The sequence below is a fragment of the Microbispora sp. H11081 genome (assembly GCF_012999535.1).
Classification (GTDB): Bacteria; Actinomycetota; Actinomycetes; order Streptosporangiales; family Streptosporangiaceae; genus Microbispora.
This window is the reverse complement of sequence record NZ_JABBWV010000013.1, coordinates 34,408-58,009: the sequence shown is the minus strand read 5'-3', so window position 1 is coordinate 58,009 and position 23,602 is coordinate 34,408. Positions and strand designations below refer to the sequence as shown.

The 23,602-nt window shown below is 70.9% G+C and carries 20 protein-coding genes; 18 read left to right on the top strand and 2 right to left on the bottom strand.

The genetic code is table 11. The features are described from left to right. Positions 1-18: 18 nt before the first annotated feature. The 17 genes from HHX31_RS26350 to HHX31_RS26270 all read left to right on the top strand — a co-directional run bounded on the left by HHX31_RS26350 (position 19) and on the right by HHX31_RS26270 (position 18,645). Complete coding sequence (locus HHX31_RS26350) at positions 19-1,461, top strand: FAD-dependent oxidoreductase (protein WP_169951221.1); 1,443 nt, start codon at positions 19-21, stop codon at positions 1,459-1,461. Next, positions 1,461-2,231, top strand: a complete 771-nt coding sequence (locus HHX31_RS26345; RefSeq protein ID WP_169951219.1) for a hypothetical protein — start codon at positions 1,461-1,463, stop codon at positions 2,229-2,231. Before HHX31_RS26350 ends, HHX31_RS26345 begins: the two co-directional genes overlap by 1 nt. Positions 2,232-2,268: 37 nt before the next feature. Beyond that, on the top strand, positions 2,269-3,105 hold the full coding sequence (locus tag HHX31_RS26340) for an ABC transporter ATP-binding protein (RefSeq protein ID WP_169951217.1): 837 nt from the start codon (positions 2,269-2,271) through the stop codon (positions 3,103-3,105). Then, a complete protein-coding gene (locus tag HHX31_RS26335) occupies positions 3,105-4,469 on the top strand; it encodes an MmgE/PrpD family protein (RefSeq protein ID WP_169951216.1) in 1,365 nt (454 codons plus the stop codon). Before HHX31_RS26340 ends, HHX31_RS26335 begins: the two co-directional genes overlap by 1 nt. Positions 4,470-4,535: 66 nt before the next feature. Then, positions 4,536-5,111 carry an ureidoglycolate lyase gene (locus HHX31_RS26330; protein ID WP_169951214.1) on the top strand — a complete coding sequence of 192 codons (576 nt, stop codon included), beginning with the start codon at positions 4,536-4,538 and terminating at the stop codon, positions 5,109-5,111. 5 nt (positions 5,112-5,116) lie between these two features. Continuing rightward, entirely contained in the window at positions 5,117-7,504 is a 2,388-nt protein-coding gene (locus tag HHX31_RS26325; protein WP_169951213.1) for a xanthine dehydrogenase family protein molybdopterin-binding subunit, read from the top strand. Then, on the top strand, positions 7,501-8,361 hold the full coding sequence (locus HHX31_RS26320; RefSeq protein WP_169951212.1) for a xanthine dehydrogenase family protein subunit M: 861 nt from the start codon (positions 7,501-7,503) through the stop codon (positions 8,359-8,361). Before HHX31_RS26325 ends, HHX31_RS26320 begins: the two co-directional genes overlap by 4 nt. Then, a complete protein-coding gene (locus HHX31_RS26315; RefSeq protein ID WP_169951211.1) occupies positions 8,358-8,894 on the top strand; it encodes a (2Fe-2S)-binding protein in 537 nt (178 codons plus the stop codon). The genes HHX31_RS26320 and HHX31_RS26315 overlap by 4 nt, the downstream gene beginning before the upstream one ends. A 22-nt stretch (positions 8,895-8,916) precedes the next feature. Then, positions 8,917-9,363: a nuclear transport factor 2 family protein gene (locus HHX31_RS26310; protein WP_169951210.1), complete on the top strand. Its 447-nt coding sequence runs from the start codon at positions 8,917-8,919 to the stop codon at positions 9,361-9,363. Between the two features lie 61 nt (positions 9,364-9,424). Beyond that, positions 9,425-9,772 carry a hypothetical protein gene (locus tag HHX31_RS26305; protein ID WP_169951209.1) on the top strand — a complete coding sequence of 116 codons (348 nt, stop codon included), beginning with the start codon at positions 9,425-9,427 and terminating at the stop codon, positions 9,770-9,772. Positions 9,773-9,964: 192 nt separating this feature from the next. Further along, positions 9,965-11,092 (top strand): nitrate/nitrite transporter, encoded by a 1,128-nt coding sequence (locus HHX31_RS26300; RefSeq protein ID WP_169951208.1) that lies wholly within the window; start codon positions 9,965-9,967, stop codon positions 11,090-11,092. Next, positions 11,089-12,708 (top strand): FAD-dependent oxidoreductase, encoded by a 1,620-nt coding sequence (locus tag HHX31_RS26295; protein WP_169951207.1) that lies wholly within the window; start codon positions 11,089-11,091, stop codon positions 12,706-12,708. Before HHX31_RS26300 ends, HHX31_RS26295 begins: the two co-directional genes overlap by 4 nt. Positions 12,709-12,803: 95 nt before the next feature. Continuing rightward, on the top strand, positions 12,804-14,000 hold the full coding sequence (locus tag HHX31_RS26290; protein WP_169951206.1) for a CaiB/BaiF CoA-transferase family protein: 1,197 nt from the start codon (positions 12,804-12,806) through the stop codon (positions 13,998-14,000). Positions 14,001-14,050: 50 nt separating this feature from the next. Then, on the top strand, positions 14,051-14,887 hold the full coding sequence (locus HHX31_RS26285) for a cyclase family protein (RefSeq protein ID WP_311932246.1): 837 nt from the start codon (positions 14,051-14,053) through the stop codon (positions 14,885-14,887). Then, positions 14,884-16,317 carry an MmgE/PrpD family protein gene (locus HHX31_RS26280; RefSeq protein ID WP_169951203.1) on the top strand — a complete coding sequence of 478 codons (1,434 nt, stop codon included), beginning with the start codon at positions 14,884-14,886 and terminating at the stop codon, positions 16,315-16,317. The genes HHX31_RS26285 and HHX31_RS26280 overlap by 4 nt, the downstream gene beginning before the upstream one ends. A gap of 10 nt (positions 16,318-16,327) precedes the next feature. Next, complete coding sequence (locus tag HHX31_RS35825) at positions 16,328-17,797, top strand: dihydroorotase family protein (protein ID WP_169951201.1); 1,470 nt, start codon at positions 16,328-16,330, stop codon at positions 17,795-17,797. Beyond that, the gene (locus tag HHX31_RS26270) at positions 17,794-18,645 is read left to right on the top strand and encodes an aldolase/citrate lyase family protein (protein WP_169951199.1); all 852 of its coding nucleotides are present in this window, start codon (positions 17,794-17,796) and stop codon (positions 18,643-18,645) included. The genes HHX31_RS35825 and HHX31_RS26270 overlap by 4 nt, the downstream gene beginning before the upstream one ends. Positions 18,646-18,736: 91 nt before the next feature. On the opposite strand, the gene HHX31_RS26265 is transcribed toward HHX31_RS26270, so the two are convergent. Further along, the gene (locus HHX31_RS26265; protein ID WP_169951197.1) at positions 18,737-19,102 is read right to left on the bottom strand and encodes a DUF5997 family protein; all 366 of its coding nucleotides are present in this window, start codon (positions 19,100-19,102) and stop codon (positions 18,737-18,739) included. Positions 19,103-19,156: 54 nt separating this feature from the next. Between HHX31_RS26265 and HHX31_RS26260 the strand changes: the two genes are divergently transcribed. Next, positions 19,157-19,876, top strand: a complete 720-nt coding sequence (locus HHX31_RS26260) for a LysR family substrate-binding domain-containing protein (RefSeq protein ID WP_169951195.1) — start codon at positions 19,157-19,159, stop codon at positions 19,874-19,876. A 105-nt stretch (positions 19,877-19,981) separates the two neighbouring features. Here the strand turns inward: HHX31_RS26260 and dnaE are convergent, their stop codons facing one another. After that, positions 19,982-23,566, bottom strand: coding sequence for a DNA polymerase III subunit alpha (dnaE, locus tag HHX31_RS26255; protein WP_169951194.1), 3,585 nt, complete (start codon positions 23,564-23,566; stop codon positions 19,982-19,984). Positions 23,567-23,602: the final 36 nt, after the last annotated feature.

Genomic DNA, 23,602 nt, shown 5'->3' with positions numbered 1-23,602 from the left:
GACGCCGAGGTGGGGCCGATGACCGGGGTGACGACGGTGGATCTTGTGGTGGTCGGCGCCGGCACGGCCGGCCTGCCCGCCGCCATCGAGGCCGCGGGCCAGGGGCTCCGGGTCGCCGTCATCGAGAAGGCGGATCGGATCGGCGGAACGCTCTGGCGCTCCTGGGGGCAGCTGTCCGCGGGCGGCACGTCCCTGCAGCGCGCCAAGGGCATCCTCGACACCCCTGACCTGCACTTCGACGACGTCATGCGGATCAGCAAGAACACCGCGGACCCCATGCTCGTCCGGCTGGCGGTGGACCACGCGCCCGCCTCGGTCGAATGGCTGATGGCCTCCGGGTTCGACATGGATCCCGACGCCCCCGCCGTGCTGCACTTCCACGAGCCGTACCTGGTGGCCCGCACCTACTGGGGGCGCAGGGCCGGTCTGTCGGTGCTCGACGTGCTGGCCCCGGCGTTCGAGAAGGCCTGCGCCGGTTCGGTGACGCTGGAGCTCAACACCGAGGTGGTCTCGCTGCGGACCGAGGGCGCCCACCGGGTGGCCGGTGTCACTGTCCGTAGACCGGATGGAACGCTCCACGACATCGACGCCCGGGTCGTGATCCTGACCAGCGGCGGCTACGCCGGCAATCCCGACCTGTTCCCCCAGCTCACCGCGGGCTCGCCGCTGGCGGGCCCGGCGTCTCCCGGGGCGGACGGGTCGGGGATCGTCGCGGCGGTCGGCGTGGGCGCCAGGGTGCGCGGCCAGGAGCGGTTCCTCCCGACCTACGGAGGCGTGCTCAAGGCGGGCAGCACCTGGGAGACCGTCCACCTGGACGACTACCCGTCGCTGACCCCGCAGTCCCGGCAGCCGTGGGAGATCCACGTGAACGCCCGTGGCGAGCGTTTCGTGGCCGAGGACGCGCCGAGCGTGGACGTCCGGGAGAACGCCCTGCTGGACCAGCCGGATCTGAAGTTCTGGGTCGTCTACGACGAGGCGATCCGGCGTACGGCGCCCCCGCTGTTCCCGACCTGGACCGAGGAGGAGCTGGACGGCGCCTTCGCCGGCCACACCTCGTTCGTCAAGGCCGGCGACCTGGCGGAGCTGGCCGAGGCCACCGGCATGGACCCCGGCCTGCTGGCCCGCACGGTGGCGGACTACAACAGCGCCGTCGCCTCGGGCAAGGACGAGTTCGGCCGTACGAACCTGCCGGCGCCGATCGGGGAGGCGCCGTTCTACGCGGTGCTGAACCACGGCTCCACCCTCAAGAGCCCGGCGGGCCTGGAAGTGGACAGCCAGTTGCGGGTGCTCGGCGCGGAGGGACCGTTCGAGAACCTGTGGGCCGCCGGCGAGGTCATCGGCGGTAGCTCGCTGTCCGGCAAGTCCTTCGTGAGCGGCATGAGTGTGACGCCCGCCCTCAGCTTCGGCCGGATGCTGGGCCGGAGGGCGGCGGGCGCGGATACCGACCCTGGGAGCATGTGATGTGGAACAGGCCTGACGTCGACTTCATCCAGAGCCAGGACGTGCCGTGGCAGGCGGTCGGCGAGGGTGAGTTCGGGTTCGCCCAGAGCGGGCGCAAGCGGCTGCTCAGCAGGGACGCAGGCACCGCCGCGGAGACCTCGATCCACCGGCTGACCGGCCGCCACCGCGGTGTGCTCACCAGCTCCGTGGACATCTTCGTGATCTCCGGTGAGGGGCTGCTCGACGGTGAGCCGCTGCGCACCGGCGACTACGTGTACGCCAAGGCGGGCGCGGCGCTGGACATCGTCGCGTCGGTGCGCGGGCTGACCCTCTACTGCGGGTTCTGGGGCGCGCCCGGCTTCGAGGCCGGCACCGGCTCCGGGGAGCCTCTGCTGCGGATCGTCACCGAGCGCGAGCCGTGGGTCCCCGCCGGATGGAGCGGCGAGGTCCAGCTCGAGGTCGGCGCCATGTCCAAGGTCCTGCGCTCCGACGACGAGGTCTTCATCTACCTCGCGGCGATGATGCCGGGCTGGAAGTCGCCGCTGGAGGAGGGGCACCCCGTCTACGAGGAGTCCTTCAAGATCTACGGCGACGTCTTGATGGGCCCGCTGGGCGTCATTCGCACCGGTGGCTACTTCTTCCGGTCACCCCACGTGTTCCACGGCCCGCTCTACTCGCGCGGCGGAACGATGTCGTTCATCCGCTCGGACGCGGCCCCGACCACCGAGTACCGGCAGCCAGGTCCCGGCGCGACCTGGGACGAACTGTCGGCAAAGGCATATGTCGACTGACGCCAACCAAGTCCGCACCATCGATCCTGGAGCAGCGATGCAACAGCCCACCGGCGCCGCCACGCCACGACCGGTCCCCGCCACCAACGGCGGAGCGGCGATCTCCATCAAGGGGGTCGGCAAGGAGTACACGAGCGACGCCGGCCCGGTGCGTGCGCTGATGCCCACGGATCTCGAGATCAAGCCGCGGGAGTTCGTCGTCCTGCTGGGACCGTCGGGCTGTGGCAAGACCACCCTGCTGCGCATGCTGGGCGGCCTCATCGCGCCCACCGAGGGCACGATCACCATCGGGGACAAGGACCTGTTCGCGGAGGGCTCGACCCAGCCGTCCCGGGAGGCCCTGGGCTCCCTCGGATTCGTGTTCCAGCAGGCCACGCTGATGCCCTGGCGCAAGATCTGGAAGAACATCGCGCTTCCGCTCGAAGTCACCAGGGTGCCGAAGAAGGAGCGGCGCGCGCGGGCCGAGGAGCTCGCCGCGTCGGTGGGCCTGTCCGACTTCCTCGAGCACTACCCGCGTGCCCTCTCCGGCGGCATGCAGCAGCGGGTGGCCATCGCCAGGGCGCTGATCCACCGGCCGTCCATCCTGCTGATGGACGAGCCGTTCGGCGCGCTGGACGCGATGACGCGCGACCGGATGAACTCCATGCTGCAGCAGCTGTGGCTGGACACCGGCAAGACGATCGTGCTGGTCACCCACTCGATCTCCGAGGCGGTGTTCCTCGCGGACCGCATCGTGCTGCTCTCGCAGCGGCCCGGCCGGGTCCAGGACATCGTGAACGTCGACTTCGAGCGGCCTCGCGGCACGGACGTCTCGAAGGACCCCCGCTTCGGGGAGATCGTGCAGTACCTGCGCCGGCAGCTCGGCGAGGTGTGATGAGCGACGCGAGCGGGGCGACCGCCGTCCTGGCACGGTTCGCGGCGGAGCTCTCCTACGACGACCTCCCCGAGGAGGTCGTCGCCAAGGCGCAGGTCCTGTTGCTGGACTTCTTCGGCGTGACGATGGCGGGCAGCCGCGTGCCGGAGATCGTGACCATCACCGACCTGGTCCGCGCGCGCGGCGGCCGGCCGGTGGCCACGGTGCTCGGCGGGGACTTCGCCACCACCGTGGCCGACGCGGCCTACGTCAACGGCTGCGCCTCGGACGTGCTGGAGCACCAGGACGGTTATCGGTTCGGCGGGTTCCACCCGTCGCACGCACTGTCGGCGCTGCTCGCGGTGGCCGAGTCCACCGACGCCACGCTGCGGGACCTGATCGTGGCCGCGGTGGCCGCCTACGAGGTGGCCAACCGGATCGGCCGGGTGCTGCATCCCGGCGCCACCACCAAGGGCTGGTTCCCGGTGGCCGCGGGGTACGGCGCGGCGGCCGGCTGCGCCAAGCTGCTCGGCCTCGACGCGGCGGGCGTCGCGTCCGCGATGGGCGCGGCAGGCTACTTCGTGCCCGCCGTGATGATCGAGCAGATCTTCACCGGGCACACGGTCAAGCCGGCGTTCGCCGGGCAGATCGCCAGGTCCGGGGTCGAGGGGGCGCTGCACGCCAAGGCCGGGCTCACCGGATGGCCCGAGGTGCTTGAGCATCCCAAGGGGATGATCTCGCTCTTCGGCGGCGCGGCCGACGACCCCCGGCTCACCGACGGGCTCGGCAGCGAGTGGACCATCCTCGAGGTGCACCAGAAGCGCTTCGCCGGATGCCGGCACACGCACGGAGCCAGTCAGGCGTGTGTCGACCTCGCGATCGAGCACGACCTGGACCCGGCCGACGTCGCCGACATCGACGTGGAGACCTACGAGGTGGCGCGGATCTTGGTCGAGCGGTCGGTGACGCCCGCGGAGTCGGCGATTCCGTGCACGTTGAGCCTGCCGTACTCCGCCGCGGTCGCCATCGTGGACCGCGACGTCTCCGGTGCGCAGTTCGAGCCGTCCCGGCTCGCCGACCCGCTGGTGCACCAGGTGGCCTCCACCGTGCGCATCCGTGTGTCCGACGAGATGAACGCCCTGTATCCGGAGTTCACCGCGACCCGCGTGACCATCACGACGCGGGACGGGAAACGGCACGAGAGCTTCGTCGACCTCCCGGCCGGGGACCGGCGGGCTCCGCTCAGCCGGGACGAACTGCTCGGGAAGTTCCGCAGGTACGTCCACCCGGTGTCGGGGGAGCAGGCGGCGGACCAGGTGGTGAGCCTGGTGCTGACCTCGCCGGGCTCCGCCGTACGGGAGCTGACCGCTCTGCTGACGGCCTGACGGCCTGACCGGTCGGCCGGCCCCACCGGCCGACCGGCCGCAGTCACGATTCACTACGGAGGAACCTTGCTCAGCCCAGACAGCCCCCTGCACACCATCAAGCCGCAGGAGTTCACCGCGGAGGCGTTCGCCCCCTTCGGGGAGGCGATGTCGCTGGACGCCACGCCCCGGCTGCCCATCGACTTCTACTCCGGCAAGAACGCCGTGCACGGCCCGGTCCGGCTGGACTGCGACACCACGCCGGAGTTCCTGGTGTTCCGCGTCGGCCAGCGCGGGGACAGCCTGCGTTTCCTGGAGCGGCACGTCGAGATGACCCAGACGATGATCCCGCTCAACGGCCAGCCGTACGTCGCCGTGGTCGCGCCGCCGCAGGTGCCGCTGGAGAACGGGTTCCCCGTCCTGGACGAGGTGAAGGCGTTCATCATCCCCGGTGACGTCTCCATCAACCTGTACCGCGGCACCTGGCACGAGCCGCCGTTCCCCTCGGTCGACGGCCAGCTCTTCCTGATCACGAGCCACGAGCGGCTGACCCGTGGCCTGCAGTGCAAGCTCGACGAGAACGGCGAGCTCGACCAGTTCGACGTGGAGAAGCGCAGCCCGTTCTACCGCACCGGCCAGCGCGTGCGAGTGCAGCTGCCATGACCGCGGTGACCAGTGCGGACGTCGTCGTGACCGGACCGGCCATCGGTTCCTCGGCGCGCAAGGAGGGTGGGGACACCCTGCTGACGGGGCGCGGCCGGTTCGTCGACGACTACACCCTGCCGGGGATGCGATACGCCGCGGTGGTGCGCAGCGAGGTCCCCCACGCTCGCATCCTGCGCGTCGACGTGCGCGAAGCGGAGCAGAGCCCGGGTGTGGCGCTGGTCCTCACGGGGGAGAGCGCCGCCGCCCACGCCGGCCCGATCCCCCATTTCATCGACCCCGCCGCCAGGGGCGGACGTTACACCGACGTCCGCTGCCTGGCCGTCGGGAAGGTCGTCTACGCGGGTCAGCCGGTCGCGGCGGTGGTCGCCGACACCCGCCGTCAGGCCGAGGCCGCGGCCGAGCTCGTCCGGGTGGAGTACGAGCCGCTGCCGCACGTGCTGGACGGCGACGACGCGCTGGCGGCGGACGCGCCGCTCCTGTACGAGGAGTGGCCGGACAACGTCGTCCTGCACAACCACTACGGCACGGGGGACGTGGACGCGGCCCTGGAGTCCGCCGACCTCGTCATCTCGGACACGATCCGGATCGCGCGCAGCACGACCGCGCCGATCGAGCCGCGCGGCTATCTCGCCTCGTGGGACCGCCTGGACGAGACCCTGACGGTGTACGGGTCGCTGCAGAACCCGCACCAGCTGCGGTGGATGGTCGCGAACAGCCTCGGCCTGGACGAGACCGCGATCCACGTCATCACCGCGCGGGTCGGCGGCAGCTTCGGCCTGAAGATGCAGGGTCATCCGGAGGAGACCCTGGTCTGCCTGCTCAGCAAGCTGACCGGCGCGCCGGTGAAGTGGATCGAGGACCGCCGCGAGGCGTTCATGGCCGGCGCGCGCGAGCAGGTGCACCGGTTCACGGTCGGCGCCATGCGCGACGGCCGCATCGTGGGCATCCGCGACCAGATCGTCGCCAACACCGGGGCGGTGTCCGCGCAGGCCGGATGGGCGATGCCCAACATGTCGGCCACGACGCTCGCGTCCGGCTACACGGTGCCCAACGTGCAGGCGGAACTGCACGTGGTGGTGACCAACAAGCCGCCGCTCAACGCGGCGCGGGGCTTCGGCAAGGACTCCGCGCACTTCGTGATGGAGCGGGTCGTCGACCTGGTGGCCCGCGGTCTCGGCCTCGACCCGGCGGAGGTCAGGCGGACCAACTTCATCCCGGCCGGCCAGTTCCCTTACCGGACGGCCACGGGACTGAACATCGACAGCGGTGACTTCCCGGGGCTGCTCGACAAGGCGCTCGCGGCGCTGGACTACGACGCCCTGAGGAAGCGGCAGGCGGACCTGCGCACGGAGGGCCGTCACCTCGGCGTGGGGCTGGCATTCGAGCTGACCCCCGAGTCCGCCGACGGTCCCGGGTCCTTCGTCTCGGGGTTCGACGTCACCACGGTGCGGATGACCATGACCGGCAAGGTGACGGTCTACACCGGGGTGACCACGCCCGGCGGCGGCAACGACACCGGGATCGCCCAGATCGTCTCCGACGAGCTGGGTGTGCCGATGAGCTGGATCACCGTGGTGCAGGGCGACACCGAGCGCTGCCCCGGCGGGTTCGGCAACTTCAGCGGGCGCGGCATGGTGACCGGCGGAGGGTCGGCGGCGCTGGCCGCCCGCGACGTGCGCGCCAAGATCGCCACGGTCGGCGCGCGGATGCTCGCGGTGCCGGTGGACGAGGTGGAGGTCGCGCACGGGTACGTGAGGGCGGTCGGCGACGGCAGGACCGTGCCGATCCCCGAGGTCGCCGCCGCGGTGGTGACGCGGGCCTTCGCGATCGCCAACGAGGTGGAGCCGGTCCTGGAGGCCACCCGCGCCTACAAGCCGGGGAATATCGACCACGTCCCCGACGAGCGCGGCCGGATCCAGCCCTATCCCACCTATTCGAGCTGCCTGCACGCCGCCGTGGTCGAGGTCGACGCCGAGACCGGCCAGACCAAGCTGCTGGACTTCGTCATGGTCCACGACTGCGGCACCATCATCAATCCCGCACTGGTGGAGGGGCAGGCGTACGGCGCGATCGTGATGGGCATCGGCGCCGGGCTCACCGAGCGGCTCGTCCACGACGCGCAGGGCCGGCTCGCCAGCGACCGTTTCAAGTCGTATCTCCTGCCGCGCGCGGGCGACCTGCCCACCATCCGCCTGGAGCACCAGGTCACGCCCAGCCCGTTCACCATGTACGGCAACAAGGGCGCGGGCGAGGCGGGCGTGGGCGGCGCCCAGGCCGCCGTGGCCAACGCGATCGAGGACGCGCTCGCGCCCTTCGGCGTGACGGTGCGCGAGGTGCCGTTGCCCCCGCCTGCCGTCCTCGCTCTCATCGACGAGGCGCGAACGAAATGATCACAAAGGATTTCACCTACCACGCGCCCACCGGCCTGGACGGGGTGGTGTCGGTGCTCGCCGAGGCGGCGGGCGACGCCGTCGTCCTCGGCGGCGGCACGATGCTCATCCCCGACATGACGCACGGCAGGACCCGCGCCGACGTGGTCGTCGACCTGTCGCGGGCGGGCCTGTCCGGGATCGCCCCCGGTGACGGCGAGGTCGTGGTCGGCGCTACGACCACGTACGCCGACGTGCTGGCCGACGACCGCGCCCCGGCCCTGGTGCCGCTCCTGCGCGTGATGGCCGGTGGGGTCACCGGTGGTCCGCAGATCCGCAACAAGGGCACCGTCGGCGGATCGGCCTCCTACGCCAACCCGTCGTCGGAGGTCCCGGCCTGCCTGGTCGCGCTCGGCGCGCGGATGCGGCTGGCGTCGGCGTCGGGCACCCGGGAGGTCGAGGCCCTCGACTTCTTCACCGGGGCCTTCGCCACCGCGCGCCGTCCCGACGAAGTGCTCGCGGCCCTCGTGCTGCCCGCTCTCACCGGCACGTCCGTGGGCTACACGAAGCTGAAGCACGCCGAGAGCAGTTGGCCGATCGCCACCGCGGCCTGCGTGCCGGGGCCGGACGGCGCCCTGCGCGTCGCGCTCGGCGCGGTGGCCGCGACGCCGCTTCTCGTCACGGTCGACCGGCCGGACGCCGGCGTCGCCGACCCCGCCTGGCGGGCCCACGTACGGGAGGTCGTCGACGCGGCGGTCACCGAGCCGTGGAGCGACGTCCTGGCGGACGGCGAGTACCGAAGGCGTGTGGCTCCGGTGGCCGCCGCGCGAAGCATCGCCCGCGCGCTGGAAACCGGCGGGGAGGAGGAGACACCGTGAACAGGGTTCGCCTGAAGGTGAACGGCCAGGAGCACGAGATCGAGGTCGAGTCGTGCACGCTGCTGGTGCACGCGATCCGCGAGGACGTCGGCCTGACCGGCACCCACGTCGGATGCCTCACCGGCGACTGCGGCGCCTGCACCGTGCTGGTGGACGGCGCGTCGGTGAAGTCGTGCTCGGTGTTCGCCGTCTCCGCCGACGGCGCGGAGATCACGACGATCGAGGGCCTGGCGGGTGACGAAGGCCTGCACCCCGTTCAGCAGGCGTTCTGGGACGAGTTCGCCTTCCAGTGCGGGTACTGCCTGCCGGGCATGCTGCTGACGACCTGCGAACTGCTCGACCGCGACCAGGACCCCGACGACGCGGCGATCGACCAGGCGATCAACGGCAACCTCTGCCGCTGCACCGGTTACGCCAGCATCCGGAGCGCGGTGCGCCGCGCGGCGACCCGGATGGCCGCGGGAGACCCCGACGCCCTGCCCGAGTCGCAGCGCTCCGAGTCGCCGTCCGCCGAGCCGCCGCCCTCCGCCTGACGACACCCCCGAGGAGAACACCATGGACAAGGCATCCGACGAGCTCGACGCGGCCGTCGCCGTAGTCGAGGACTTCCTCGCGGCGCTCGGCCGGGGCGACCAGGCCAGGGCCGAGACGCACCTCGCCGAGGGCGTGGTCATGATCTTCCCGGGCGACAAGCGGTACGCCACCCTGCGGGAGCTGGCACAGGCGTCCGCGCCCCGCTACCGGCACGTCGACAAGCACCGTACGGAATACGAGGCGTTCAGCGACGCAGACGGCGACGTGATCGTCTGGTCCATGGGGACGCTGTTCGGCGAGAACAACGCGGGCGTCCGCTACGACGGCGTGCGTTACGTCGACAGGTTCCGGCTGCGCGACCTCAAGATCGTGGAGCAGCGGGTCTGGAACGACCTGGCGCAGAGCGGCGTGCTGACCGCGCGGACCGCGGACGAACTCGATCCCCGCTGGCGGCCCGCGGCCACCTGACCGCACCGCCCGTGACCCCCGAACCTCCCCTGACCCCCAACACCCAAGGAGTAGAGAGAACATGGCCCGCAAACTGGTGCTGCTGACCTATGACATCAAGCCGGGGACGGACCTCAAGGAGTACGAGCAGTACACCCGGGAGGTCGACTACGGGAAGTTCCGGCAGAACGACAGGATCCTCGACTACGCGAACTTCGTGATCAAGCGGAACGTCCGGGGCGAGGAGTGGTTCAAGCACTTCGACCTGATGTTCGTCGACGACCTCGACGCCTTTCACGCCGACGGCAAGCTGCACTTCGGCGACCCGGTCATCCTGGAGCACGCGGCCAACTGGCGCGACAAGTGGAGCCGCGACGAGGCCACGGGCTGGCGCGGCAAGGTCAACATCAGCTACGCCGACGAAATCTGAGGGTGAGCCCTCGTCCAGGCCGAGGGCGGGACGCGCGAAGTGGTAGTTGAAGGAGACGGAGCCGAGACCGCCGGCTCGTCCAGGAAGCCGCCCCCGGCCTCCTCTGAGCCGCGGTCCACGGTATCGCCGGAGTTCTCCGAGAAATGGTCATGGGCTCCACGAAGAGCGGTACTGCTGGCCGTACTCCTCGGCATGACCTACATGTACCCCGCCTACCTGGCGGGGACCCTGGGCGTCGCGATCCGCGAAGACCTCGGTCTGGACAGGGCGGCCCTGGGCCTGACGATCAGTCTGTTCTTCGCGATCGGTGCGACCGCGATGACGTTCGGAGGGCGCGTCGCGGACCGGATGGGTCCGAGACGCGCGCTCCGCATCGCAGCGGGAATGACGGGCGCGTGCCTCGTCGGCGTCGCGGTGTTCGGCGGTTCCTGGGCGGGCCTGCTGGTGAGCCTGGCGATCGGCGGCATCGGTTCCGCGGTCGGGGCCCCGGTCGGGGCGCTGCTGATCCTGCGGCACGTCGCCCCCTCGCGGCGGCCGATCGCGTTCGGCCTGGAACGTTCGTCGCTCCCCGCCTCGACGCTCCTGGCCAGCATCTCGCTGCCGCTTCTCGCCACGGTGCTGCACTGGCGGCTGGTCTTCCTGGTGGGAGCGCTGGCCGTGATCGTGCTCGTGGCCCTGCGAATACCCGACGCCGCTCCTCGGGCGGCGAAACCGGTGTCGGAACGGGCGGAGGACACGAGTGCACCCGCGCCGCGCGGGCGGCTCGCCCCGGTGGGCCCGCTGCTGCTGATCACCCTGGCCTTCTTCCTCGGTTCCGCGTCCGCCACCGCGTTGAGCAGCTTCTTCGTCGACTACGGCGTGCTGCTCGGCTTCTCGCAGAGCGAGGCGGGAGTGGCGCTCGCCTTCGGCAGCGTGGTGATCATCGCGGCCCGCTTCGGGCTGGGACTGGGCCGGGTACGACGGCCGGGCAGGCTGACGGTCGCGGCGATGATGGCGCTGGGCGCGGCGGGTTTCCTGCTGCTCATGTCGGGTGACCGGGTCCTGGCCGTGATCGGCATGTGCGTCGCCTGCGGCGCGGGCTGGGGATGGACCGGCCTGGTGGCCCTGGCCCTCGCGGAGGTCTACCGGGAGGCGCCGGGTGCGGCGTCGGGCCTGGTCCAGGCAGGCGGGTCGGCCGGCGGGATCCTCGGGCCGCTGCTGGTCGGCGCCACGGCGAAGTACTACTCCTACCCCGTGGGGTGGAGCCTGTCCGCGATCTTCCTCGCGCTGGCCTCGGTCATGGTGCTCGCGAATCGAGCCCTGTGGAAGGAAAGACGATGAACAACCGAACCGCTTTCACCACGTCGGAGCTGCCGGCGTCGTGCGACGTCCTGGTCCTCGGCAGCGGTGCGGCCGGTCTGGTCGCCGCCTGCCGGGCGGCCGACGCGGGCCACGACGTCCTCCTGGTGGAGCGCGCGAACCTGATCGGCGGCACGACCGCGGTCTCCGGCGGCGTGCTCTGGGTGCCGGGCAACCACCTGATGGAGGCCGGCGGCTACTCCGACAGGCGGGAGGACGCGCTGGCCTACCTCACGGCGGTCACGCGGGGCGACATGCCGCGCGAGCGGATCGAGTGGTTCCTCGACGTCGGCCCCGAGGCGGTCCGCTACCTGTGCGACGAGACCGAGGTGGGGCTCGCAGCGCTGGGACGGCCCGACTACCGCGCGGACCTGCCGGGAGCCGTGCCGGGAGGGCGCGTCCTCGACAACCTTCCGTTCGAGACCGGCGCGCACCCCGGTCTGGCCGAGCTGCTCAGGCCGGCCACCTACCTGCCGGCGATCACCATGCTGGAGCGGGAGCAGAGCCCCGGCCTCGACGTGGAGAAGGCCGCGCGGGAGCGGCAGAGCCGGGGCATCAGGACCATGGGAGGCGCGCTCGCCGGCGCGCTCGCCGTCTCCGCCCACGCCAGGGGGGTCACCTTCGTCGTCGGCGCCCGGGCGGTGGAGCTGGAGCGTTCCGGCGACGCCTGGCACGTCACGCTGCGGCAGGACGGCCGGACCAGGCGGGTCGTGGCCCGGACGGCGGTCGTCCTGGCCAGCGGCGGCTTCGAGTGGAACCCGGATCTGCAGCGTGCCTATCTGCCCGCCCCGGTGCTGCCGATCGGCGCCCCCGGCAACGAGGGTGACGGCCTCCTCATGGCGCTGCGCGCCGGCGCGGCCGTACGCGACATGACGGCTTCCTGGGGCGTTCCCGCGTTCCAGGACCCGTCGGTGCGGTACGAGGACCTGCCCACGGGACGGCTGGCCAACGTGGAGATGACGCGTCCCGGGTCGGTGATGGTGAACAGGTCCGGCCGCCGGTTCGTCAACGAGGCGCAGAACTACCACGACCTGACGAAGGTGTTCCGCGAGGTGGATCCGGCGAACGGAGTGCCGCGCCACACACCGGCCTGGCTCGTCTACGACGGCGCCTACCAGGAGCGTTACCCGGTGGCGGGTGTGCCGCGCGGGACGTCGCCCGAGTGGGGCGTCACCCGGGACACCCTGGAGGAGTTGGCGGCCGCGTGCGGGATCGACGCCGATGGCCTGGCCGAGACGATCGAGAGGTTCAACGAGGACGCCGCCTCGGGGTCGGACCGGTCGTTCTCCCGGGGCGACTCGGTGGCGGACCGCCATCTGGGCGACCCCGCCGTCGGGCCCAATCCGTGCCTCGCGCCGATCACGCGCCCGCCGTTCACGGCGGTTCCGGTGCACGCCGCGACACTCGGCACGTGCGGCGGCGCGCTGACCGACGACCAGGGCCGCGTCCTGACGCCCTCGGGGCAGCCGGTGGAGGGGCTGTTCGCCGCGGGGAACGTCTCGGCGAGCCTCTTCGGCGACTTCTATCCCGGCGGCGGCACGTCGCTGGCCGCCGCCGTGGTCCGCGCGTACGCCATCGGATCAGCGCTTTCCTCTTGATCAGGTCCGATTTACACGGGTTTGACCGGACTAGAAGCGTTGCCATAACCTCTGAGCGGACCAGCGTTCGCTATAGCGGAACAACAGGAGCCAAGGTGGAAGACGGGCCGCTGACGGGGCTGAGGGTGCTGGACGTGTCCACGATCCTCGCCGGACCGTTGTGCTGTCAGATCCTCGGAGACCAGGGTGCCGACGTCATCAAGATCGAGCACCCGGTCCACGGTGACGGCATGCGGGGGCACGGACCCTCGAAGGAGGGCGTCCCGCTCTGGTGGAAGGAGATCTCCCGGAACAAACGGATGGTGGGCCTGAGCCTGTCGGACCCGGCAGGGGCCGAGGTGTTCCTGCGGCTGGCGGAGACGGCCGACGTCCTCGTGGAGAACTTCCGGCCCGGCACGCTGGAGCGCTGGGGCCTCGGACCCGACGTCCTCCACAAGGTGAACCCCCGGCTGGTCATCGTCCGGATCACCGGCTTCGGCCAGCAGGGGCCGTACGCCGCGAGGCCCGGGTTCGGCACCCTGGCCGAGGTGATGAGCGGGTTCGCCCACCTCACCGGCCAGCCGGACGGCCCTCCCACGCTGCCGGCGTTCGGCCTGGCGGACAGCATCTGCGGGATCGCGGCCTCGTCGGCGACGATGATGGCGCTGTGGGCCCGCGAGAAGAGCGGCCGCGGCGAGATCGTCGACATGAGCCTGCTGGAGCCGATCACGACGGCGGTCGGGCCGGGCCCCACCGTGTACGACCAGCTCGGCGTCGTGGGCAAGCGACAGGGGAACCGCTCCTCCAACAACGCCCCGCGTAACACCTACCAGTGCGGCGACGGCGGCTGGGTCGCCATCTCCACCAGCGCCCAGAGCATCGCGGAGCGGGTGATGACGCTGGTGGGACACCCCGAGGTCATCGAGGAGCCGTGGTTCGCCTCGGGCCGTCAGCGGGCGGAGCACGCCGATCTCCTCGACTCCTACGTGGGCTCCTGGATCGCCGCGCGCACGCGCGACGAGGTGATCCAGGAGTTCGAGCGCGCGGGCGCGGCGGCGGCGCCCGTCTACAACGCGCGCGACCTCGTGGAGGACCCGCACGTGCGGGCCACCGGGATGCTCACGCACGTCGATGACGACGAGCTGGGCCCGGTGCTCATGCACAACGTGATGTGGCGGATGACCGGCGCTCCCGGACGCATCCGTTTCACCGGCCGGGAGCTCGGCGCGGACACCGACGAGATCCTGCTGGGCGAGCTCGGCCTCGACGACGAGACGGTGGCGGAGCTGCGATCCAAGCAGGTGATCGCATGACAGGCGCCGGCATCTCCGGCATTCGACCCAGGAACGAGGAACAAGGCGACGTGGGCGGCACCAGTACCACCGGCCTGCTGCTGCGGGCGGTCAGCGAAGGGGTCCGGATCTACGATCTGGGCCGGCCACTGACGATCGGGATGCCGCAGTCCCCCAACCATCCCGCCTTCTGGCACGCCCTGCCCCGCAGGCACGGCGACATGGTCCGGGCGGACGGCGGCTCGGCGGCCAACGACATCATCACCATGGGCACGCACGTCGGGACGCACATCGACGCCTTCGCGCACGTGTCCCACGACGGCAGGCTGCTCGACGGATCGGACGCCGCCGAGGCGGGCCGGGGCGGCCGCTTCGCCGAGCTCGGGGTGCACACGATCGCCCCGATGGTGCGCCGCGGCGTCCTGCTCGACATCCCCGCGGCCCTTGGCACGCCGGTCGGCTGCGAACCCGGTTACGAGATCACCCCGGCGGATCTGGAGGCGGCCGTCGAGCGGCAGGGCACCCCGATCGGCGCGGGCGACGTGGTTCTCGTGCGCAGCGGCTGGGGGCGCTTCTTCGGCAGCGGCGACAGGAGCGTCTACATCGGCAACGACTCGGGCGTGCCGGGTGTCGGCGAGGCCGGCGCGGCCTGGCTCGCCGACCGCGGAGCGCACGCGGCCGGCGCCGACACGATCGCGTTCGAGTGCCTGAAGCCCGGCAGCGGGCACAGCGTGCTGCCGGCGCACCGGGTGCTCCTGGTCGAGCGGGGCGTCTACATCATCGAGACGATGGCGCTCGAGGAGCTCGCTGCCGACGGCGTGCACGAGTTCGCCTTCGTGCTCTCCCCGCTGCCCATCTTCGGGGCCACCGGCTCCCCGGTCCGTCCGCTGGCGGTGGTCGGCGCATGAGCGGCACGAACGAACCGGTCCTCGCGACCGAGCTGTCCGTCTTCGCGGCCAAGACCCTGTCCGGCGCGCTGCCCGAGGACGTGGCAGACAGCGTGCGCCGCCGGGTGCTCGACGTGCTGGGACTGTGCGTCGCCGCCTACCGGCTGCCGACCAGCGACGCGGTCGCCGGCTACGCGGCCGACCAGGGCGGACGCCCCGAGGCGAGCGCGGTCGGCGTCGAGACGAAGCTGCCCGCCGCGCAGGCGGCCTTCGTCAACGGGGTGCTCGCGCACTCGCTCGACTACGACGACACCCACCTGCCCTCGGTGCTGCACCCCAGCGCCGCGGTCGTCCCCGCCGCGCTCGCCGCGGCGGAGGCGTCCGGAGCGTCGGGAGCCGACACCGTCGCCGCGGTCGCGGTCGGACTGGAGATCGCGGTACGCCTCGGCATGGCGGGCTACGACAGCGAGCTCGGCAACTCGGTGTTCTTCGAGCACGGGCAGCACGCCACCTCCATCTGCGGGGCGATGGGCGGGGCCGCCGCGGCGGCGCTGCTGATGGATCTCGGGGCGGACGGCGTGCGGAACGCGCTGGGAGTCACCGCGTCCTTCGCGTCCGGCATCATCGAGGCGAACCGCACGGGAGGGACGGTCAAGCGGCTGCACTGCGGCTGGGCCGCGCACTCGGCCGTGACCGCCGCTGCCCTCGTGCAGCGGGGCTTCACCGGTCCGCCCACGGTCCTGGAGGGGCGCTTCGGGTTCTTTGAAGCCTTCCTGCGTGGTGAGACCGACCTGTCCCAGGTGCTGAACGGGCTGGGCGAGGAGTGGGCCGTACCGGGGATCTTCTTCAAGCCCTACCCGGCGAACCACTTCACCCACACGGCGATCGACGCGGGCATGGCGCTGCGGTCGCGAGGACTGCCGATCGACCGGATCGAGCACATCGAGCTGCGGGTGCCGTCCGCGGTCATCCGCACCATCGGCCAGCCGCTGGAGACCAAGCGGGCGCCGGAGACCGGCTACCAGGCCCAGTTCAGCGGGCCGTACGCGGTCGTGGCGGGGCTGATCGGCGGGTCCGGGCTCGGCGTCGGACTGGACGACTTCACCGACGAGCTGGCCAGGGACCCCGCGCGCCGCGCGCTGATGGCCAAGGTCGACGTCGTGCCCGACGAGCGGTGCGACGCGATCTACCCCTACCAGTTCCCCGCCGTGGTCCGGGTCCGTACGGACGACGGCCGCGAGTGGACCGAAGAGATGCTGGCCAACCGGGGAGGCCCGCGCAGGCCGCTGTCCGAGGCGGAGCTGTCCCGCAAGTTCACCGAGAACGTGGCGGGACGGCTGCCGGAGGAGACCGCCAGGACCGTGCAGGACCTCGTCCTGCGACTCGATCAGCTCACCGGGGTGGCGGACGTGCTGCACCCCCTCACCCGTCTCGACGGGAAAGCGCGCTAAGGAGACAGCAGTGGCACAGTACGACCTCATCGTCAGCAACGTCCGGGTCGTCCGGCACGACAAGGCCGAGGCGGAAGTCGCCGACATCGGCGTCCTCGACGGCCGGATCGTCCGGGTCGAGCAGGGCCTGGACCCCGCCGAGGCGCGCACCGTCGTGGACGGCGGCGGCAAGCTCGCCTTCCCCGGTGTGGTGGACGCCCACCAGCACTGGGGCATCTACAACCCGCTGTCGGTGGACACCGAGACGGAGAGCCGGGCGTGCGCCCAGGGCGGTGTGACCTCCGCGCTGACCTACATGCGCACCGGCCAGTACTACCTCAACAAGGGCGGCGAGTACGCCGAGGTCTTCCCCGAGGTCCTGGCGGCGTCGGACGGCCGTTCGTACGTCGACTACGCCTTCCACCTCGCGCCGATGATGCGCCGGCACATCGAGGAGATCCCGTCGCTCGTGCGCGACCACGGGGTCACCTCGTTCAAGGTGTTCATGTTCTACGGCAGCCACGGCCTGCACGGCCGTTCCGCCGACCAGAACTCGTTCCTGATGATCCCCGAGGGTGAGCGGTACGACTACGCGCACTTCGAGTTCGTCATGCGCGGCATCCAGGCCGCCCGCGAGGAGTTCCCCGACCTGGCCGATGAGATCTCGCTGTCGCTGCACTGCGAGACGGCCGAGATCATGAGCGCCTACACCAAGATGGTGGAGGAGGAGGGCAAGCTCACCGGCCTGGCGGCCTACAGCGCCTCGCGCCCGCCGCACTCGGAGGGCCTGGCCGTCAGCATCGCCTCCTACCTCGCGCACGAGACCGGCCTGCCCACGATCAACCTGCTGCACCTGTCGTCGGCCAAGGCGATGGACGCCGCGCTGCGGATGGCGGACGCGTTCCCGCACGTCGACTTCCGCCGCGAGGTGACGATCGGCCACCTGCTCGCCGACATCGACACGGCCAGCGGCATCGGCGGCAAGGTCAACCCGCCGCTGCGCCCGCGTGAGGACGTCGAGGCGCTGTGGGCCCACGTGCTCGACGGCAAGGTCGACTGGGTGGTCAGCGACCACGCCTGCTGCCGTGACGAGCAGAAGTTCGGTGACCCGCGCGACGACGTCTTCCTGGCCAAGTCCGGCTTCGGCGGCGCCGAGTACCTGCTGCCCGGCCTGGTCACCGAGGGCCGGCGGCGCGGGCTCTCCTACGGCGACATGGCCAAGCTGCTGTCGTGGAACCCCGCCCAGCGGTACGGCCTGCGCAACAAGGGCGCGATCGCCGAGGGCCTCGACGCCGACTTCTGCCTCGTCGACCCCGACGTCACCTGGACCGTGCGCGCCGAGGAGTCCGAGTCGACCCAGGAGTACACGCCGTTCGAGGGCTTCGAGCTCACCGCCAAGGTGGTCGACACCTTCCTGCGCGGTCACCGGGTGCTGGAGAACGGCAAGGTCGTGGGCGAGCCGCAGGGTCGCTACGTGGCCCGGCCCGGCGGTCGTTCGTGACCCCTCGCAGCTACCTGTACGTTCCCGCGGACCAGAGCGACAAGCTGGCCAAATCCCGCGGGAGCGAGGCCGACGCGCTGATCCTCGATCTTGAGGACGCGGTCGCCGCGGGGAGCAAGGAGACGGCGAGAAAGCAGGCGGCTGAGTTCGTCGTCTCCACCGGCCCCGAGCAGGTGGCGCCGGCGCTCTGGGTGCGGGTGAACGCGGAGACCGTCGAGGATGACGTGGCCGCGGTCGCCGTGCCAGGACTGGTGGGGGTGGTCGTCCCCAAGGCCGACCCCGCGATCCTGGCGAGGGCGGACGCGGCGCTGACCAGGGCGGAGTCGTCGCACGGCCTCGGGGCCGGGACGTTCGCCGTCCTCGCGCTGATCGAGTCGGCCCTCGGCGTCGCGCGGGCGGAGGACGTCGCGGCCGCTCCCCGGGTCGTACGGCTCGGGCTCGGCGAGGCGGACCTCGCCGGCGAGCTCGGCCTGCGGCCGGGCCCCGCCCGCGAGGAGCTGTGGCCGATCAGGTCCAGGATCGTCGTCGCGTCGGCGGTGGCGGGCATCCTCGCCCCCGTGGGGCCCGTGGACACCGCGGTGCGCGACACAGGTCAGCTCCAGGAGACCACCCGGATCCTGCTGCGCCAGGGCTTCCGGGCGCGCACGGCCATCTCCCCCCGCCAGCTCGCCGTCATCAACGAGGTGTTCACCCCGGACGCGGCCGAACTGGCGGAGGCCCGCGACGTGCTCGACCGCCTCGCCGAGGCGGAGCGGCGCGGCAGCGGTGTCGCGCTGGACGCCGCGGGCAGGCTCATCGACGCCGCGGTCGCCCGTACGGCCCGCGAGGTGGTCGGCAGGGCGCGCTGACCCAGGGCATGCCGCCCCTTGAGGACGGCGTCCGCCGCACCGGCCCGATCTCCATCCGGGGATCGGGCCGGACGCGTGTACGCGGCCGGAACTAACGCTGCTTGAGACGCTGCGCTTCCTTGCGCACCTCGGCCTGGACCGACCGCTCGTGCTGCAGCCACTCGGGGTTCTCCGCCTTGATGGCGTCGATCTCGGCGGTGGTGAGCGGCCCGGTGATGCCCGCCCTGGCCAGGCCCGAGTTGGAGATGCCCAGCTTGACGGCGGCGACCTGCCGGGGGTGCGGCCCGTTGCGCCGCAGGTCGGCCAGCCAGGCCGGCGGGTTGGCCTGCAGCGCGTTCAGCTCATCCCTGGAGACGACTCCCTCCTGGAACTCGGCGGGAGTGGCCGAGAGGAGCACACCCAGCTTCTTGGCCGCGGTCGCGGGCTTCATCGTCTGAGTGGTCTTGAGCTTGGTCATAAGGTCAAGGGTATGGCGCGAAGCCGCCTCCCCTGACATCGGTACCCTGGGCAGATGACCGACAGGGAGTTCCGGCTGGCCTACGTGCCCGGGGTGACGCCCGCCAAATGGGTCGGCGTGTGGGCAGAACGCGTGCCGGACGTGCCGCTCACCCTGGTCTCCGTCGCCGCCGCCGACGCGGTGCGGGTCCTGCGCGACGGCGACGCCGACGCCGGGTTCGTACGGTTGCCCGTGGACCGTGAAGGGCTCAGCGTGATCCCTCTGTACGTCGAGACCACCATGGTCGTGGTGCCGAAGGACCACGTGGTGGCCGCCGCCGACGAGGTGACCGTCGCCGATCTCGCCGACGACGACATCCTGCGCCCGATGGACGACACCCTTGACTGGACGACCCTGCCGGGACGGCCGGCCGCCGCCCGTCCTGAGACGACGGCGGAGGCGATCCAGCTCGTGGCGGCCGGAGCCGGGCTGCTGCTGGTCCCGCAGTCGCTGGCGCGCCTGCACCACCGGAGGGATCTGACCTACCGGCCGGTCGTGGAGACGCCGCAGTCGCAGGTCGCGCTGGCCTGGCCGGAGAATGCGACGACCGAACTGGTGGAGGACTTCATCGGCATCGTCCGCGGCCGTACGGCGAACAGCTCGCGGGGCCGTGCCCCCGCGCCCGCTGAGGCGAAGGCGAAGGCGCCGAAGCAGCCGCGCGGTCCCGTCCCCGGCGGGTCGGGGCGCCGGGGCGCGCGGACCGGCCGGAGCGGGAAGGGCCGCCGGTCCCGCTGAGACGCGGCACTGAGCCGCGACTCCGAGCCGCCGAGGCTGAGCCGCGACGCCGAGTCACGACGCCGGGCCACGGCTCGGCCCGGATCCGGGCCGAGCCAGGCCGGGTCAGGGCACGACGAGGGCGTTCGCGCCCAGGAGAACCTTGATGTCCCCGGCGAACGCGCCGTTGTTGATGTTCACCGCGTAGTTGGGGAGCTCCACGACGTTGATCTTGCGGTTGAGCCGCTCCACGCGCAGCCGCACGGGGGTCTCCCCGGGGTGCACGGTCAGGATCCGCTTCAGCTCGTGGACGAGTTCCCTGTCGATGCGTTCCTCGCGGAGGGCGATCACGACCGGTTCGCGGCCGTCGTCCTGAATCCCGGAGATGTCGAGGAACGTGATGTCGGTGGCGTTGAAGGAGATCGTGGCCTCGTCGCCGTCGCCGCGTGACCGGATCCGGCCGGTGACGGAGACGACCAGGTCGGGTGCGAGGTTCGTGCCGTAGAGCTGGTAGGTCTGCGGGAAGCAGGGCACCTCGATCGACGCGTCATGGTCTTCGATCTTGAGGATCGCCCAGACGTCGCCCTTCTTGGTGACCTTCTTGTCGACGCCCGAGATGATCCCCGCGATGCGTACGTTGCCCGCCCCGGCCTGCCCGTCGAGAACCTGCGCGATGGTCAGGTCCCGGTTGCGTTCCAGGATGCGTTCCGCGCCGTTGAGCGGGTGGTCGGAGACGTAGAGGCCGAGCATCTCCCGCTCGAAGGCCAGCTTCGTCTTCTTGTCCCACTCGCCTTCCGGGACGGCGATGTGGAAGACGTTCCCGCCGGGGCCGTCGTCGTCGAGCGCGCCGAAGAGCGAGTCCTGGCCGAGCGCCTCCTTGCGCTTGACGTCGATCACCGCGTCGACGGCCTGCTCGTGGATCTGGATCAGCCCGTGCCTGGGATGGCCGAGGCCGTCGAACGCTCCCGCCTTGATCAAAGACTCGATCGTGCGCTTGTTGCAGACGACCTGGGGCACCTTGGTCAGGAAGTCGTTGAAGTCGGTGTAGGCGCCCTTGTCCCGGCGCGCGGAGATGATGCCCTTGATGGCGTTCTCACCGACGTTCTGGATCGCGCCCAACCCGAACCGCACGTCCTCCCCGACGGCGGAGAACCGCAGCCCCGACTCGTTGACGTCGGGCGGCAGGACCTTGAGCTTCATGCGGCGGCACTCGGCGAGATAGAGCGCCATGCGGTCCTTGTTCGTACCCACGGAGGTGAGCAGGGCGGCCATGTACTCGGCCGGGTAGTTGGCCTTGAGATACGCGGTCCAGTAGGAGACGAGACCGTAGCCGGCGGTGTGGGACTTGTTGAAGCCGTAGGAGCTGAAGGGTTCGAGGACGTCCCAGACGGCCTTCGCCGCTTCCTCTGTGTAGCCCTTGGCGACCATGCCGGAGGAGAAGGTGGCCCATTGCTTGTCCATCTCCTCCTTCTTCTTCTTGCCCATGGCCCGGCGCAGGATGTCGGCGCCACCGAGGGTGTAGCCGGCCAGCTGCTGGGCGATGGCCATGACCTGCTCCTGGTAGACGACCAGGTGATAGGTAGTGCCGAGGATCGGCTCAAGGGCTTCCTTGAGCGAGGGATGGATCGGGCTGATGTCCTGCTGCCCGGCCTTACGGAGCGCGTAGTTGACGTGGGCGTTCGCCCCCATCGGGCCGGGACGGCCCAGGGCGAGGATGGACGAGATGTCCTCGAACCGGGTCGGAGCGATCAGCTTGGTGAGATCCCGCATCATCGAGCTGTCGAGCTGGAACACGCCGAGCGTCTCACCGCGGGCCAGCAGCTCGTAGGTCTTCTTGTCGTCCAGCGCGAGACTGAGCATGTCGAGGTCGACGCCGCGGTTGTCCTTCACGTTCTGCACCGCGTCACCGATGACGGTCAGGTTGCGCAGGCCCAGGAAGTCCATCTTCAGGGCGCCCATGGACTCGGAGCTCGGTCCGTCGAAGCCCGTGATGCGGGCGCCGTCGTCGGGGCGCATGAAGATCGGCATGACGTCGATCAGCGGCTGGGAGGAGAGGATGACGCCCGCTGCGTGCACGCCGGTGCCCCGGGTCAGCCCCTCCAGGCCGAGCGCGGTGTCGATGACCTGCTTGACGTCCGGGTCCTCCGCGTACAGCTTCCGCAGCTCGGTCGCCTCGGCGTACCGGGGGTGCTTCTCGTCGAAGATGCCGGTGAGCGGGATCTCCTTGCCCATGACGGCGGGCGGGAAGGCCTTCGTGATCTTCTCGCCGACCGGGAAGGGGTAGCCGAGGACGCGGGCCGCGTCCTTGACCGCCGCCTTCGACTTGATCGTCATGTAGGTGATGATCAGCGAGACGTTGTCCTCGCCGTACTTCTCCGTGACGTACCGGATCATGTCACCGCGCCGGCGCTCGTCGAAGTCGAGGTCGACGTCGGGCATGGAGATGCGTTCGGGGTTCAGGAACCGCTCGAACAGCAGCGAGTGCTCGATGGGGTCGAGCTCGGTGATGCCGGTGACGTAGGCGACCATGGACCCGGTGGCCGATCCTCGGCCCGGGCCGAGCCAGATGCCGTTCTCCCGCGCGTAGCGGCAGATGTCCGCGACGACGAGGAAGTATCCGGGGAACCCCATGCCCTCGATGACGCCGAGCTCGTACTCGATCCGCTCCACGACCTCGGCCGGCACGGGGTCGCCGTAACGCCGCACCGCGCCACGCTGTGCCTCCTTGCGGAGCCAGCTCATCTCGGTCTCCCCTTCGGGAACCGGGAACTTGGCCGCCAGGTCGCGGTGGGCGAACACCTCGTCGTACGGCTCGACCCGCTCGGCGATCAGCAGGGTGTTCTTGCAGCCCTCGGCCCACATGTCGGAGTTGGGGTTGAGAGCCCACATCTCCTCGGCGGTCCGCACGTAGTAGCCGTTGCCGGAGAAGCGGAACCGGCTGGGGTCGCTGAGCAGGGAGTTGGTGCCGACGCAGAGCAACGCGTCGTGGGCGGTGGCCTGGTCCTCGGTGACGTAGTGGGAGTCGTTGGTGACCAGGGGCGGGATGCCCAGGGTCTTGCCGATCCGCAGCAGGTCCTCGCGGACCCCCGTCTCGATGGGGATCCCGCCGTGGTCCATGAGCTCCAGGAAGTAGTTGTCCCGCCCGAAGATCTCCTGGTATTTGGCGGCGTGCTCCAGCGCCTTGTCGTACTGCCCGAGCCTGAGCCGGGTCTGCACCGCACCGGACGGGCAGCCCGTCGTGGCGACGATCCCCTCGTGGTACTCCGCGAACAACTCGTCGTCCATGCGCGGGTACTTCTTCATGTGGCCCTGCAGGGAGGCCAGCGACGAGATCCTGAACAGGTTCCGCAGGCCCTGGGCGTTGATCGCCCACATCGTCTTGTGCAGATAGGTGCCGCTGGCGGAGACGTCGCCGCCCAGGCCGGTGCGCTCGTCGGACTTGCGCTGGTGGGGCTCTCCCCAGAACACCGGCTGCTTGTAGTGGCGGGACTCCGGGCTGACGTACCCCTCGATACCGATGATCGGCTTGACCCCGGCGGCCTTCATCTTCGACTGGAACTCGTACGCGCCGAACATGTTGCCGTGGTCGCTCATGGCGATCGCGGGCATGCCCAGAGCGGCCGCCCGCTCAGCCAGCTTGCCGATCTTCGCCGCTCCGTCCAGCATGGAGTATTCGGTGTGAACATGCAGGTGAACGAACGAATCAGCCACTGGTGATCTCTGGCCTTTCGTGGTCGGGCGGGCAGA

What these genes read in the sequence shown, in the direction of transcription:
- HHX31_RS26335 (WP_169951216.1), top strand. Translation starts at nt 3,105, where the DNA reads ATGAGCGACGCGAGCGGGGCGACCGCCGTCCTGGCACGGTTCGCGGCG.
- HHX31_RS26305 (WP_169951209.1), top strand. Translation starts at nt 9,425, where the DNA reads ATGGCCCGCAAACTGGTGCTGCTGACCTATGACATCAAGCCGGGGACG.
- HHX31_RS26320 (WP_169951212.1), top strand. Translation starts at nt 7,501, where the DNA reads ATGATCACAAAGGATTTCACCTACCACGCGCCCACCGGCCTGGACGGG.
- HHX31_RS26265 (WP_169951197.1), bottom strand. Translation starts at nt 19,102, where the DNA reads ATGACCAAGCTCAAGACCACTCAGACGATGAAGCCCGCGACCGCGGCC.
- HHX31_RS26340 (WP_169951217.1), top strand. Translation starts at nt 2,269, where the DNA reads ATGCAACAGCCCACCGGCGCCGCCACGCCACGACCGGTCCCCGCCACC.
- HHX31_RS26300 (WP_169951208.1), top strand. Translation starts at nt 9,965, where the DNA reads ATGACCTACATGTACCCCGCCTACCTGGCGGGGACCCTGGGCGTCGCG.
- HHX31_RS26310 (WP_169951210.1), top strand. Translation starts at nt 8,917, where the DNA reads ATGGACAAGGCATCCGACGAGCTCGACGCGGCCGTCGCCGTAGTCGAG.
- HHX31_RS26260 (WP_169951195.1), top strand. Translation starts at nt 19,157, where the DNA reads ATGACCGACAGGGAGTTCCGGCTGGCCTACGTGCCCGGGGTGACGCCC.
- HHX31_RS26295 (WP_169951207.1), top strand. Translation starts at nt 11,089, where the DNA reads ATGAACAACCGAACCGCTTTCACCACGTCGGAGCTGCCGGCGTCGTGC.
- HHX31_RS26345 (WP_169951219.1), top strand. Translation starts at nt 1,461, where the DNA reads ATGTGGAACAGGCCTGACGTCGACTTCATCCAGAGCCAGGACGTGCCG.
- HHX31_RS26280 (WP_169951203.1), top strand. Translation starts at nt 14,884, where the DNA reads ATGAGCGGCACGAACGAACCGGTCCTCGCGACCGAGCTGTCCGTCTTC.
- HHX31_RS26350 (WP_169951221.1), top strand. Translation starts at nt 19, where the DNA reads ATGACCGGGGTGACGACGGTGGATCTTGTGGTGGTCGGCGCCGGCACG.